The organism is Ornithinibacillus caprae (assembly GCF_009728145.1).
Classification (GTDB): Bacteria; Bacillota; Bacilli; order Bacillales; family Amphibacillaceae; genus Ornithinibacillus; species Ornithinibacillus caprae.
On the sequence record NZ_WOCA01000010.1, the window covers coordinates 61,378 to 75,593 of the forward strand.

The following is a 14,216-nucleotide window of genomic DNA, read 5'->3' on the forward strand; positions in this document are numbered from 1 at the left end:
CAAATCCCTCTTTTCTTTTATTTTAAAAAAGTCTCTAATACGTTCATAACTTTTTTAATCTCATCTTTATTTATTGAAAAATATTTAGTATTTCCATCTTGTCGTATGTTTACAAGATTTGATTGGTGTAATTGATTTAAGTGACGTGAAATCGTACTTTGCTTCATTTTTAATTTCGTTACAATTTGCTGAGCAAACATTTCCTTGTTCTCAGCTAATAAATTGATTATTTGAAGCCTAGTAAAATCACCCAAACCTTCAAATGCCAAACTAAATTCCTTAACTTTTATGTCATTTAGATTTTTTCCACTATCCTCTAAAAAAGGATCGAACATGAGATAACCATGTTTGTCTATTTCAACAAAAGAAAGAAGTCTCCCCATATTAGGAACAGGTATAAATGTTAAACAGTGTGCTCTGTTTATTATTTCAATTTCGCTTGTATCTGGATATAAGCCAGTAATGTTAAAAATAGCTTCTTCATTCGTTCCAAAGGATTTAGACGTTTGTGTCATATTCTTTAATTTCCATTCAGATAAGCTTCTCTTCTTACTTTCCCAATGTTCTTTAAATCCCGCTTCCCAAAATCCATTTACTAAACAAATAATTCGTTCTTTAATTTCAGTTAAATCATTATATAATGGCAGTATTTCATCAATTCTCTCTACGGACCAACTTTCTAAAACTGCTTTTATAGCATTTTCGCGATTTTTTGCATCTTTTAATTGGTCTACTTCCAAACTAACTTCCATCATCGTCTTTTCTACTGAAGGAATAGTTGGTAAGTATTTATAATAATAATCCATTATCTCCCTTATACCGTAAATAACTAACTCCAACACTTCCTGTTCACTTAACTCTTTCCACCAATCAATAAAGACATCCCAATCTTGACTAAGATGGTCATTTCTTTTGATGTAAAAATCACGTAAAATCACTCCATGAGCAAATAACGTCCTTAATATTCGTAAATCTTCTTTTACACTATCAGGTAATCTATTAGATAAATCTTTGATCCATTCTGATTGGATTGTAGAGTTATTTAAAAAGTAATCAAGTAATTGAATATTTGTAAAGATACTTACTCCTAAAGATTCCTTTATGTTCAATTTCGTTTGTGGATATGTAAGTATAAAAAAATCTCTTTCCATTCACATCACCCCTTTATGCAATTATTCAATATTTGGATATTATATAATATTATCATAAATGATACAGTCAAATAATTCAATGTGAATAATATAAATGAGGGATTGAATTTCCGTTGATTGATTTGGCGAGGGAAAGATTCTGAAGCTATATGAAACCACTATCGGTAAAGGATTAATCATTATTGGACAAAAAGAAACGGACTGGACCTCTATTGGATCCAGCCCGGATTTATATTAAATTGAGAATAGAAAATCCTACTGGGTGATGATTGAAAACCATCGATCTATATATTAGTTCACGCTGCTCCTGTTCGTTTCATTGTCGTTACGAAATCAACTATTTAGCAGTTATCCATTTTTTTACCTGAGTATAAAACTAGAAGACAAGTTATAATTCTTCTTCGAATCTAAGCAGAGATATTCTGTTTTATTTATGTCAAAAGCAGCCTTAATATTTTCTTCTTGTTTATCTGTGCTTGATGAAGTTTTAAATGTATCAATACTTTCATCCGTGGATTTAGAACAAGCTCCAAACATCAACGTATTAATGCTAACAAAACAACAATGGAACTTTTTTTCATGCTTTACACTTCCTTGTATGTATATTAATTCTGCATCGTAAGTTAAAAAGACCTCCAAATCATATAACTAACATGTAGGTTGATTAAAACCTTGTGTGACTAACTAAACTCCAAACTGTTTTAAGTGATGGTCAAGGTGCTTATATATTCCTTTTCCCCATTGTTCGGAAGTAAGTTTACCGAAAAAAGGATGTGGATGAGTCGTACACTTCTCTGGACCATTATTTTGGAAAGTTATAATTTTTTGTTTCAGTTTTTCCTTCTCTGTTTCAAATTCTTTTTCATCTACAATCAAAATGGTTGGAATTGTAGACATATTTTGGGCATATGGCTTGTCGTTATAAAAAATTGGTTTCACAAAGTTTCCTATTAACATTCCCAGCCAACCTCTCGCTGGAAAAGAATGTCCCATTGCAATGTCTTGAAAGTAGGAGCAATGTGCTAGCATTTGGGCAACATCCATTTTACCCCATTCGGGTTTTGAACTTGGTATTAATTTGTCAATACGGTTTAAAATTTCCTCTGAATGCAATTGATTAAAAATATTTTTCATTTGCGCATCTCCCTTTATCAATCTACCTCTACATCACCACAAAAATCCATTTATTTTGTTCTGCTTCTTTAGATAGAAATTTTCTCCTAAAATTCTAAACAACAATTAATCCAATTTTGTTCTAAAATCTCACTCTATTAAATGGCCCAATTATTGAAAAAAAGCTAATGATATTGTTCGACTAAACTGCTTCGTTAACTAACGTTCTATTATGGATTTTATCGATAAGAAAAAGAAAAAGACAATCTTTAAGACTGCTTTACTTAGCTATTGCCCCCGTTTAAAATAGGCATTTCCCAATCTTCTAAGAGTCCCCAAGTAATTGTTGGTTTTCCTTTTAAAGATTTCATTGAACCTACATATACGTTTTCCATAGATTCCCCAAAATCTTTGTAATGTTTAACTATTTCAATTGTAGTGGCTGAAACATTTTGGTTTGCAATTTCTTGAAATTTAACCCATTTTAAAGAACCTTCATCACTTTCGATTAAAGTAAAATTTTTCGATACAGTTCCAAAAAATACAAATTGAATTCGGATTTCTTTATTTTCTTTTGCTCTAAGTACAACATACCGAAGCGTTAAATCATTTATGTAATCCCTCTTTAGACCTGTTTCTTCTTCTATCTCCCTTAAACACGCTCCTTTCGGTTGACTGATTTCATTACCTTCAATATGCCCGCCTATTGGGACTAATAATCCCCCAAGGAATGTATCCTTTGGTTTCTTTTGAAGAAATAATACTTCTTGCTCCTCATTTAAAAGAAAAGCAACAGCCATTTGTCTAAGTTTCAAAACCCCCAACCTCCCTACTCATTAGTTAAAATTACTCTTTTTAAATATAATAATCCTTCTTAAAGTAGCTGGTTTAGCACAATATATTCACAATAGTTAAATATTAACATAATATTCAAATATATATATCCAAAAAATACTATTACAAATAATTTTCGAACTACGAACTATAAATAACTGAAATAAACACAATTAATATTTAGAAATTTCCTAATATATTGTTTGGGTTATGATATACTTTTCTTTAGTGAATCAAGGAGGTACAAGTCCAATGGTAAAAAAATAATAAGAGAAAATCTTAAATTATTTTAATAACTTTAGAATAAACATGTAGATTTTCTCTTTCAAAGAATGAATATATAGAAGAGAGGAAAATAACATGTTAAATAAACTAAGTGATACTATTTATTATTCATCCTATCAAGATGATAGAGAACGACCAACATTAGGACTGGTAGTTGGTGATCGATATAGTCTAATAATAGATTCTGGTAATTCTCCTCAGCATGCTCGGGACTTTTTACTAGAAATCGAGAACCTAAATGTACCACCAGTTAAATATGTTGTTATTACCCATGCACATTGGGATCATTTCCTAGGAATGAATGAATTTGATGCAACAGTTATAGTTAATAGTAAAACAAACGAAATGATAAAAAAATGGCAAAGTTTGTCCTATGACGATAGTTCATTACAAAAGTATGTGACTACTAATCAAATGAGTGCTATCTGTATGAAAATTATACAAACCGATATGCCAAACAGGGACAGTTTTAAGTTGAAATCTCCAGATGTAATCTTTGAAAATAAATTAACTATTGATCTAGGTAATAAAGTTTGCACTCTCGAAATTATCAAAAGTACTCATACAGATGACTCTACTATCATTTATATTCCTGATGAAAAAGTTATTTTTTTAGGTGATTGTGCATATGGTACAACCACAAATTCTTTATTTCATTACAAGCAATCACTATTATTGCCTATGATTAAAGATATTCAAAAATATGATGCGGAAATGTTCCTACTTGGTCATGAATCTATATGTGACTTAAATGAAATGAATATATATTGGGAAGAGTTAACAACAGCAAGTCAAGTTGTAATGTCCGCTTCACTAGAAAATGCGATAGAGTCCTTTAAGGCAGAAAATAAAAGGGAGCCTAATGATAATGAATTATTTTTCATAAAAGCATTTGTCAATGACCATATTATTCAGTCACTATAATTCAATCAAATATAAACAGTAGCCATCTCATTAAAAATTGAAGTGAGGTGGCTTTTAATTAGTTGATAATGATGTGCGCTTTTTAGTACAAACGCTTCGTTCCACAATAACCATTATCCTTACATCCACCCACTCCTTGTCACGCTTACTTTATCAGTCTTTTCTCAAAACAAAAAAGAACCGAGAAGACGTACCAACAGTACGCTCCCGATTCTGATTGAAGATATGCAAAAATAGTTCTATACTATAATGCTCTTCTAACGCACAATACCGTTCCCATTCTAGAGCGATATCATAAAAAAGTTTTATACTCTTTTTACAGTTATTGGAACTACATTATATAGACATTAAAAAAGTTCTATACTATGTTCCCTTTATTTACCAAACTTATAATTCTTAAAACTGTATTGTCTATATTGACTTGTTAAACTAAAGCACCCTTAGTTTAATGACTTTCCTTTTTGAAAGACACGATAATAAAGATAATTCCAATAAGGAAGAATAACGCTATAAAAAGGTTATCTAATAATGGTATTGTTTTTGGATTAGTTGCAAACTGTCCAGTGTTTATTTGTGCTGACCAATAGACGTATCTACTTAACCTTTCAATCGTAAAAATTAGTCCACTGGTTAAAATGGAATACAGAGCCTAAAATTAGACTTATTTTTTTATCCAATACATTACCTCCTTGGTTTAATAAAGGAATTCGATTTTTTTAAATACCTAAATTCTCCTAAACTAGCCTGCCCCTGAATATGATTATCTATATTGATTTGGGTCCTTCTCCCTTTTAACTGGACCTTTATGAACAAAACTCCATTCAATAATATGGTCTGTAATTCTATCGTATAGATCATCATCAAGATAAGGTTGTTCAAAATTAAGGAGGGTATCTATATCTATTTTAATTTCATTTATTACATTATTATCAAAAGTCTTTTGATCGTTTAAAATCCCCCAAAGGTACTGGCAAAACCGTTCAAAACCGTCATCCCAATTACCGTTTCCATTATTTTGTGCTTCATACCGAAGTCTTTCAATTGCCCTTATCAATTCACCTTCAACGGTATCTGCTTGACCACTCTTTGGAACCTCGTTTATCCATATATTTTTAGCCTCTTCAAAGTATTTCATATTTACCTCCCTAAAATTATGTACAAAAATTTAACATTATGTATTCGGTTTTTCTTCTTAAACTAACCGTTAACGCAATAAGAAAGCCCTCTTCCTATTGAAGTAAAGCACCCCGTTAGTGAAGAAGAAAATCATACTTTATCTCGCAAAGAATTCCATTTTTTTCTCCACAAAAGCGAGATGTGGAAAAATAGTAATGATGCCACGGCACCTAATATAAAGACCCTATTTATATATAATCCACCATTATTCCCATCAGGTAAGGTTAACATCAAAATTATTATTCCCATAATTAACAAACCACCTGCTACATAGATGATCAACTCAGTAACGTATTTTAGAAGTTTATTACCAAACTGAATTCGACCTAAAAATACATCTACAACTATAGAGTAGAGGCTTCCACCTATTAAATATACAGGCAAAGAAAAAATTAAATATATGAAAAATAGCCCTCCAAAAGAGAAATAACCAACTCCAGTTTGTTGCTCTGCTTCTGGTGTATATTCCAAAAGAGCTAAAGATAAAGAAAGAATTAGTGCAGAAAGTACTGAAACTATACCTTTTCTAAATATCATTTATCAATCCTCTTTTCTCACAATACTAATTTTGGTGAAATTACTTATAAGAAATCTCGCTTGATTTAATATAACTCACGCAGCCGTTAGCACAATAAAATATGGACAAAGGGTTGATTAGTCAAAGGCCAGAGCTTTTATATTTCAAAGCCTTCTTTATCCAAGTCAAAACAGTAGTATTTTAAATTCCTATCTTTAAGCCAATTTTCTAAAGGTATTATCCAAGGACGGAACTTTAAATAATCTCGTATCTTATCAGTTGGAATAAATTTAATTTCAATTACATCTTGGTCTGGGTCTTGAGTATCTATTTTCGATATAATTTCTCCACTATAATAGACCTGTAAATACTGTCCAAATTTCTTTGTAGTATATTCAGTTATAAAAGCAACATCTTCAATAATAAGATGATAACCAGTCTCTTCAAGTCCTTCTCTTTTAGCAGTTGATAAAAAGGTTTCACCCAATTCCGTTGAACCTTTTGGCAGACTCCAACCATTTTTATCTTTAATCAACAGAACTTTATTATCCTTAACTACTACAACCCCACCAGCTAAGTTATGTGTCAAAAGTAACTCCCCCATTTTTCAAACTCTTTCTTCAAGCATCCTGCCCCGTTAGAACACCTTCTACCTCAATACTAACATAATATTCCAAATATAATATTAGAAATTTACCCATAAGAAAAAGGCGACCTTCTTGGATCACCTTCTTAAGTTTTGCACCCTATAGTCGAATAAGTAATGTTAAAGTTCTTGTTTCAATAATTTAGTTAATCCATTTGGGTAAAGCACTTTTTCTCCTGAAAATAGTTCTTCTTTTAGAATCCACTTTGCTTTAGTTGTTCTATTTCCTTCTGTTATAGCAAAAACTTCTTTATGATATAGACTTTCATCCTTAAATTCTGTTAAATATATCTGAGTTATTTCATGTCCAATGTTCTTATCTATCATAAAAATGTTTTCTATGCATGAGATATATCGTGTAATAAGAATTTCTATGCCTAACTCTTCATTGAATTCTCTTATTAACGTCTCATCTGACCTTTCTCCAAGTTCAATTGTACCTCCAATTGGGCGGTAATAAAGACCTTCTCCTTTGGCATGTTTTCCTTCCTTTTCTTCTAATAAAATATAATTATCTTTAGTAATTATTCCTAATGTATTTGCCCTTGGATACACCTAAAATCCTCCCCAGATCCAATTACTAATTCCCAATGGTTTAAAAATTCGATTTGATAGATATTCGTCCAATGGTTCACCACTTAACACAATTCTCTGCATTACTGAGTTCGTTGTCGTGACCTAAAGTTTTTATACCTGAGGTATGAGTTAGAATATGGCCAAATGGTTATATCTTTCTTAAGATCATTATTTAATGATGGAAAAATTGATCCAATTGGTGTGTGTAAAGTGGTAATATAACCTTCGTCTAATAATAACCCAACAGCAGTTCCCGCAAATACTTTTGTCAAAGAATTAAGTTGGATCGGTTCTTTAGTGTCTGTATAATTTTTATAAAACATATTATTATTAGAAACTATAATAAACTCGTCTGATTCCTCACTTTGACAATAATTATCAAAGAATTTTAATTTATCCTCGTTAACTTCTAATGGTCCATTTCAATTTGTAACCTCCTCTTATGTAGATGATAATTCTATTTCAAAAGTTCCTTCGTCAACTGAACTACTGCATTAGCTTGATATTCCATACTGCAATACTAACATAATATTCCAATAATATTATGTTAGATCTTATCAAACAGAAAAAGGTGACCAACTGAAGATCACCTTGTTTAACTCTTGCCCCCTTTAATTCGAAAAGGTATTCCCATTAAATCCACTCTTTTCCATGTTTTCGAATGAATTTAATATCTTTTTGATAATGTTCAAGATGTCCTTCATCTAACATTTTTTGAAATGCAATATTGCCTTCTTTGGCTTTTCTTTTAATTGTCTTACATAAGCATTCTAAACGTAGCAATACCATTTCCAAATAATCTGCTTCTATTCCCATACCATAAGATTCAAAAAATAATTTAACTCTTTGACTTATTCGGTCGGCATGTTGTAATGAATTATAATAAACTGCCTCACCTGATTCAGAATGATAAACTCTACTTAAAGGGACACAGGTGTAAATAGTATAAGCAATGTCCCAAAGTCTTGGACCAGGACCAGCAACATCAAAATCAATAATACCGACTGGTCTCTTATGATTAAAAATAATATTGTATATAGCAAAATCATTATGGCAGATTACTTCAAATGGTTGGGGAGTGTTATCTATTGATTGCCAACTTCCTTCAATTGAAAAATCACTTACAGAATCATGGTAAAGGCGGAGCATCTCCGCTATTTGTTTTAAAACATCATTAGACCACATGTATTCTTTTAAAGGATAATTCCCTGCTTCTCCTTCAATAAATGATAATATCTCTCTACCTTTTTCATCTATGCCCAAAAACTTAGGTGCATAACTAAAACCTTTGTTTTCCAGATGCTTTAATAGTTTGTGGATTTTGGTACTCTCTCCCTTTAATTCTCGTCGGATAGTTTCTCCCGATCGATATACGTTTGAGACATTTCCTCCTGTTAACCTCTTTTCGTTTTCAAGGTTTGACATCTGAAAATTTCCCTCCATTATTTTGATAACCAGGCACTTTTATAATAAATCTCCATTGTTCAATAATCTTGCTCGGTTAGCACAATGTCTTATATTTAGACAATAACATAATATTTAAAATGTTTATCCCAATAATAAAGACCATCATCATGATGATCTTTTATTTCGTTAACGCCCCCTTTAGTTGAAGAAGATATTTAGTTTTGAAAAAATCCTATTGTAATGAAGCCGTAGTCAATTTTATCGTTTCAGGTACTTCTCCCTCAATTCTTAATGTTATATCTGTGGTGGATGGGGTTTTCTCGTCTAACATAAACACTCTCTCACTAAAATAATCTCCGTTTTCATCTAATTCAAGGTCTTCTAATCCCCACCCCAGAAAGTCGGGGCTTTCAACGAAAATATCAAAATCACTAAATTCATTTAACTTATCACCTACATAAGTTACTTTTATACTTTGGTTTTCTTTACCCCAAATGTCATATGTAGCTACTAATTTGGCTGTCCAATCTTTGCCTTTTCCTTCAAAAAGCAATCCTCCATCGTGACCACACGAACCTAAAATCAAAGTGAAACTGATTATAAAAAAAACTAAAATAGCCTTTTTCATTCTGAAACCTCCTTCATTTCATATTCTTGATAATCATAAACTTCTCTATACTTACTAAAAAATCCTGCACATTGGACGTTTATATTATCAACTCCTCCCACTTTATTATCTATGTTCGCAATATTTTATTAACGCACCCGTTTGTTGAAGAGGAAACTTGAGCTACAGACTATTTTCAACCTTTTTTTAAGGTGCAGATCGAAGGAATTCATCTATAAATTCAAAAATTAGAGCATATACAACAATGGTGATAGGTGATAAATTTACAATTAAAGAAAAAATTCTTTTAGCTAAGTTTTCTTTGCTGAACATTGATATAATACTTAAAGGAGTGCCAAACACGGAAGCAAAAAACGCAAGTGATATAAAGGCTTGTAGGATAGATTCTGCACTCTCGTTCGAAGTTCTTGATGATATGTATGTGCAGGTTGGTATAACAATAATCGTAGCCAGTGCTGTAAAGATTGAGATTTTAGTGAATATCTTTAGATTTTTTCTTTCCAAAAAAGATTCAGCTCCTTAATAATTTCAACTATACTGCCCCGTTAGCACAATAACTTCCACCTCAATACTAACATAAAATTCAAAAATTATTTTTTTGATTTTAACCACAAGAAAAAGGTGACCTTCTTGGATCACCTTCTTTAAGTATTGCACCCATTAGTTCAATAAGCTATTTGTGTAATTTAAATAATATTGTTTGTAGCTCTGCCAAATCGTCAATTACGATATCAGCTTGAGAAAGTTCATCTTCTCGTGCAAAATCAAAGTTGCATCCAATTGAAACTAAACCATTATCTTTGGCTGCATTTATATCTGAAAGTCGGTCTCCAACCACTGCTCCATTAGTGATACCGTATTTTTTTATAATACTTTGGACTAAATCCGATTTATTCAACGATTTTATTTTTTGAATACTAAATGTTTCCGTAACCAATTCATCCAAATGATAATAACTGACAATCGCTTTTAAATATTCAGTTAAACCATTGCTTGCTATGTATATTGAACAATCATTCTCTTTTAAATAACTAAAGACTTCCTTTACATTAGGATATAAATCACCTTTACCAATGCTTATATTTTCAATTAGTCTTTCTAGAAAATAAGCATCCGTTTGTTCTCTTTCCTCAACGGAATGATTAGGTAATAAAGTTTCCCATACTCTCGGTAAAGGAACCCCCATAATTTCACGGTATTTATCAATAGGCGTTTCCTTATCCCATTTATTTAATGACCGTAAGCGGCTAAAAGCATCATCCAGTGATAATTCAAGTATCTTATCTGTTTGAAATAGTGTTCCATCCATATCAAATATTAGTGATTGTCCCATTATTTTCTCTCCCTTTTAAATTATTACCTTCCAAATTTTAACTATATATGAATAAAAATTAAGTAATGTTTCTTCAACATTACTGTAAACGGGCACATTATTCCAGTCCCTCTTTCTCAAAATCATACAGAAGATAAACTGAAATAATGTGCCTTTATTTTCGCTTTACTTCGGAAAGTGGAAATTCACGTTCATAATCCTTCGCCACCAATAACACCCAAAAAAAAGAAAGAGGCTGGGACAAAACTAGCCAAAAAGTAATTAAAAAAAAGGTTCCAAGCGAATAAAATTCGCTTGGAACCTTTTTTAATGAAATCATTTTCGTTTTCTAGTCTTGATTTGTAGTTATTGGCGGTATACTTCCTCAAGTTTACCGCCATAAACACAAACCCTAATTCATTATTCACTTTTTCTTTGCCCCTGACGGACATTCGAGTGAAACCCAAATTAGCCTTCAGAAATCCGAAGACTGGCTCCACATAAATTTTACGCTTCCCGTAAATTTCACCAGTTTTCTCGTCCGAAAGCTTCTCTCTGACATATTCTTTTTGGGATTCCCACTTTTCATTTCGGAATACTTTGCGATTGTTTCTCTCTTTTGCCTTTGTACACATGGATCGTAAAGGACATCCCGAACAATCTTCGCATTCATATCCCTTGAACTCTCGGGTAAATCCATACTTATCTGTTCGATGAGATATATGACTGAACAACACTTTCTTTCCATTAGGGCACGTGAATGTATCTTCCACTTCATTGTATTCCCAATTGTCTACATGAAAAACTTTATTTTTGTGTTTCTTTTTCTTCTCCTTTCGATACTGATTATATGTAATTAACGGCGTTCGATTTCGTTTTCTCATAATATCTTCATAGTTTTGTTCACTACCGTACCCTGCATCTGCCACGATGTATTTAGGTAGTTCAAAGAAGTCTTCTTCGTCTAAATTATTATTTGTCATTGGACATAAATTCTAAAACCATTAAGAGCAGAGGATATATAGTTTACATTTGTGAACCTACTTCGCGCAACTCCATCTACTGTGCTCTTCCCGCTATGAACACCAACTGCACTATTGCCATAGAACCAAGGTCCCCCACTGTCTCCCTCGGTTGTTACATGTGCCGTTACTACAACCTGGTTGCCGTAGCCTCCAAGTTTCAAACCGGTTTTATGCACTTGTCTACATTTGTAACCTGTTTCTTTCCCAAAGTTACAAACATTTACTCCGATACGAGGGTTATATACACCTGTTGTATTACGACCAGCACTGGTATTATAGTAGAAAAACGGAACAGCATTTAATTGAGCGTTAGTATACATAGCCAAGTCACCGTAAGAGCCTTCATGTACATAAAGACTATAAACTGTATGGGTACCGCTCATAGTTCTATCTGAGTACGTACGTGAAGATTTAGAAGCACCACAATGACCTGCTGTGGAAAGTCCTACACTACCAACGTTGTTTCGAAGAGTAAAGGCAGCTGTACAAGTTCCTAGGTTTGTACCCCCACGTAAATAATTATCAATTTCATCAACGTTCTCAATTTCATCAACGTTCTCAATTTCATCAACGAATTTAACCTCTACATTAATCGAGTTATTTTGTGAAGTAGTTTGTAGGACTTGAGACTTCATTTTTTCTTTTGCATTTGCACTGATTTTCTCGTTTGGCTGAGCTTCAACGGTAATTTTACCTGTTTCAATATCATAATAACTTGACGCGTCAACGATATCTTCGTGCATATAGAGTTTATCATGAACAGAATTCAATGTTGATATTAATTCCTTTACAGAAAAACCACGGTTTCCATATAGTTTAATAGTCGCAGGTAAGTCAGAAGCATTTTCTAAAGCTTGTTTAGGTATATCGTTTTTGAATGCGAACCAAGCTCCACTACCATCAAATTCAAAGACAGCACCTGCAAATGTATTAGGATATGATTTTTCTAATTTATCGGCAACCTCAAGAAACTCTGTTTGCCAAGCATAACGCTTGATAGATTCCTCCAAGCTTATCCCTTTAGTTTTTGCGATAGTATTAAGGTCTTCTAATTCAGACAAGGTGATCCCATCGATAGTAACATCTGAAGGGAGTGTGGTAACGGTTTCAGAATAAATTCCTTTGTTATTCTTGCTTAATTCTGAAATGTAATTTTCTACAGCTTTTTCAAAGGTAATACCGTTACGTTCAGCTGAACGTTTCAACTCCTCAAGTTGTGGATGTTCAGCAGGTGAATTCTTTATTGTAATAACTTTTTCAGATTCGAAAGAACTTGATTCAATAGATAGGCTTTCTGCTGAAATTGATGTCGTAAAGAAGCCTAATGCTAACAAAAACAGTATCATTATAAATATTCATTTCTACATTCAGTAGGAAATCTCAGACGTTTAAAATTCTACTAGTCTCAAATCTGTTTTGAGGATAAACTCTCTATAAATCTTACTTACCCATTTCTTTTATTGGTATCATCTATCACTCCCTAGATTCTATTAATATATTTCGATATTATCAGATAAAATTAATTATTCAAACACATTTGATTTGATTCAAAAAAATAGTTATTTAGTACTAGATTGGTTACCTATGTCTGTTCACCGACTCAGTGTTCCAATTTTTATCTGCATATTGGACAATGAATTAACAAAAAAGAAGCTAAAGCATATCTAACGAATATAACTAAAAACGGTTCCAATCATCTTTTAAGATCACCGGAACCATTTTTTTGAATTTTTTTATTCTTTTAATTACACTTAAGCAGCTGCGTGTTAGCTACTTAATCCTGTTCTGAGATTATTTCTATTTTATTAGTAAAAAATACAGGGGGTTGGGATTCTCCAACATCACTATAGTAACCGACTATTCGTTGACCTATTTCTAAGTTCAATTCTTCGTACTTTTCTTGGGTGACTCTATAAAAAGCACCATCATTTTCTATTGCTAATTCAATCAATTCATCTCTTGTTTTATCTGAAATGTTAATGCCTTCTACACTTGGTAAATTTAATATGAGGTAGTAATTCTCATCAGCAGTCTTCTTCTTTATATTAACAATGATACCTTCGTCTCTTTCTTCATTAGATGTGTTTTGGTTGTTGTTTTCATCACATGCTCCTAGAATGACAACAAGTAAAATAAAAGTTAATATTCTTTTCAACTGGTACACCCCCAATCTAATCAGGACGATTTGCTAAATAACAGTATTGCTTAAATTTTGTTTTAATTCTAACATGAATATTTTATAATATCGATTCTATACTTGGGAAAATATAATAACAACCTAATTTGTTATAGCCCCAAGATATAGCAATATAGCAGACATATAATAGATTCCAGCTTTACAAAAAGAAAAAGAGAAGAAGACCACCAATCATCTTCTGATAGCTTGTACCAATCAGGATCATCATATCGTGAATCGTTCTCAATCCATTCAAATTGTACTAAATCATATCTTTCTTTTGGAAAATGGTTTCTTTCAATCCATCTAACTTTATCATGTAAAGAAGTATGTTCAACTCGAATAGATTTTTCGTTTATATAATTATTAAAAACTATTGTAGCGATTTCTTCTAAGAAATTAGTAGTACCTACACCGTCTTGTTTTGCACTAATAATGACTGTAGC

Annotated in this window: 13 protein-coding genes and 2 pseudogenes; 2 read left to right on the plus strand and 13 right to left on the minus strand. The window is 32.1% G+C overall.

The features are described 5' to 3' along the window. Positions 1–17: 17 nt before the first annotated feature. The 3 genes from GMD78_RS13080 to GMD78_RS13090 form a co-directional block, all read right to left on the minus strand. Positions 18–1,151 (minus strand): ArsR/SmtB family transcription factor, encoded by a 1,134-nt coding sequence (locus tag GMD78_RS13080; protein ID WP_155669262.1) that lies wholly within the window; start codon positions 1,149–1,151, stop codon positions 18–20. A 684-nt stretch (positions 1,152–1,835) separates the two neighbouring features. Continuing rightward, positions 1,836–2,285, minus strand: coding sequence for a DUF1569 domain-containing protein (locus tag GMD78_RS13085; RefSeq protein WP_155669263.1), 450 nt, complete (start codon positions 2,283–2,285; stop codon positions 1,836–1,838). A gap of 263 nt (positions 2,286–2,548) precedes the next feature. Further along, a complete protein-coding gene (locus GMD78_RS13090) occupies positions 2,549–3,079 on the minus strand; it encodes an NUDIX domain-containing protein (RefSeq protein ID WP_155669264.1) in 531 nt (176 codons plus the stop codon). 379 nt (positions 3,080–3,458) lie between these two features. Here GMD78_RS13090 and GMD78_RS13095 point away from each other — a divergent pair, with 379 nt between their 5' ends. Then, the gene (locus tag GMD78_RS13095; RefSeq protein WP_155669265.1) at positions 3,459–4,307 is read left to right on the plus strand and encodes an MBL fold metallo-hydrolase; all 849 of its coding nucleotides are present in this window, start codon (positions 3,459–3,461) and stop codon (positions 4,305–4,307) included. Between the two features lie 760 nt (positions 4,308–5,067). On the opposite strand, the gene GMD78_RS13100 is transcribed toward GMD78_RS13095, so the two are convergent. The 6 genes from GMD78_RS13100 to GMD78_RS13125 all read right to left on the minus strand — a co-directional run bounded on the left by GMD78_RS13100 (position 5,068) and on the right by GMD78_RS13125 (position 9,257). After that, entirely contained in the window at positions 5,068–5,442 is a 375-nt protein-coding gene (locus GMD78_RS13100; RefSeq protein ID WP_155669266.1) for a hypothetical protein, read from the minus strand. 131 nt (positions 5,443–5,573) lie between these two features. After that, a complete protein-coding gene (locus GMD78_RS13105) occupies positions 5,574–6,020 on the minus strand; it encodes a hypothetical protein (protein ID WP_155669267.1) in 447 nt (148 codons plus the stop codon). A gap of 137 nt (positions 6,021–6,157) precedes the next feature. Further along, positions 6,158–6,589 (minus strand): NUDIX hydrolase, encoded by a 432-nt coding sequence (locus tag GMD78_RS13110; RefSeq protein ID WP_196493814.1) that lies wholly within the window; start codon positions 6,587–6,589, stop codon positions 6,158–6,160. A 177-nt stretch (positions 6,590–6,766) separates the two neighbouring features. Continuing rightward, positions 6,767–7,201 (minus strand): NUDIX hydrolase, encoded by a 435-nt coding sequence (locus GMD78_RS13115; RefSeq protein ID WP_343042305.1) that lies wholly within the window; start codon positions 7,199–7,201, stop codon positions 6,767–6,769. 654 nt (positions 7,202–7,855) lie between these two features. Further along, positions 7,856–8,647 (minus strand): phosphotransferase, encoded by a 792-nt coding sequence (locus GMD78_RS13120; protein WP_155669269.1) that lies wholly within the window; start codon positions 8,645–8,647, stop codon positions 7,856–7,858. Between the two features lie 214 nt (positions 8,648–8,861). Continuing rightward, entirely contained in the window at positions 8,862–9,257 is a 396-nt protein-coding gene (locus GMD78_RS13125; RefSeq protein WP_155669270.1) for a hypothetical protein, read from the minus strand. A 244-nt stretch (positions 9,258–9,501) separates the two neighbouring features. On the opposite strand from GMD78_RS13125, the gene GMD78_RS13130 reads away from it, so the two are divergent. After that, positions 9,502–9,780: a sodium:proton antiporter gene (locus GMD78_RS13130; protein WP_155669271.1), complete on the plus strand. Its 279-nt coding sequence runs from the start codon at positions 9,502–9,504 to the stop codon at positions 9,778–9,780. A 150-nt stretch (positions 9,781–9,930) separates the two neighbouring features. On the opposite strand, the pseudogene GMD78_RS13135 reads toward GMD78_RS13130, so the two are convergent. From GMD78_RS13135 to GMD78_RS13150, 4 genes and pseudogenes are all read right to left on the minus strand, one after another. After that, a pseudogene (locus GMD78_RS13135) lies at positions 9,931–10,605 on the minus strand (HAD family hydrolase); the annotation flags it as partial. 331 nt (positions 10,606–10,936) lie between these two features. After that, a pseudogene (locus GMD78_RS13140) lies at positions 10,937–11,531 on the minus strand (transposase); the annotation flags it as partial. Between the two features lie 17 nt (positions 11,532–11,548). After that, positions 11,549–12,940 (minus strand): S1 family peptidase, encoded by a 1,392-nt coding sequence (locus GMD78_RS13145; RefSeq protein ID WP_196493815.1) that lies wholly within the window; start codon positions 12,938–12,940, stop codon positions 11,549–11,551. 428 nt (positions 12,941–13,368) lie between these two features. Beyond that, positions 13,369–13,749, minus strand: coding sequence for a hypothetical protein (locus GMD78_RS13150; protein WP_196493816.1), 381 nt, complete (start codon positions 13,747–13,749; stop codon positions 13,369–13,371). Between the last annotated feature and the right edge of the window lie 467 nt (positions 13,750–14,216).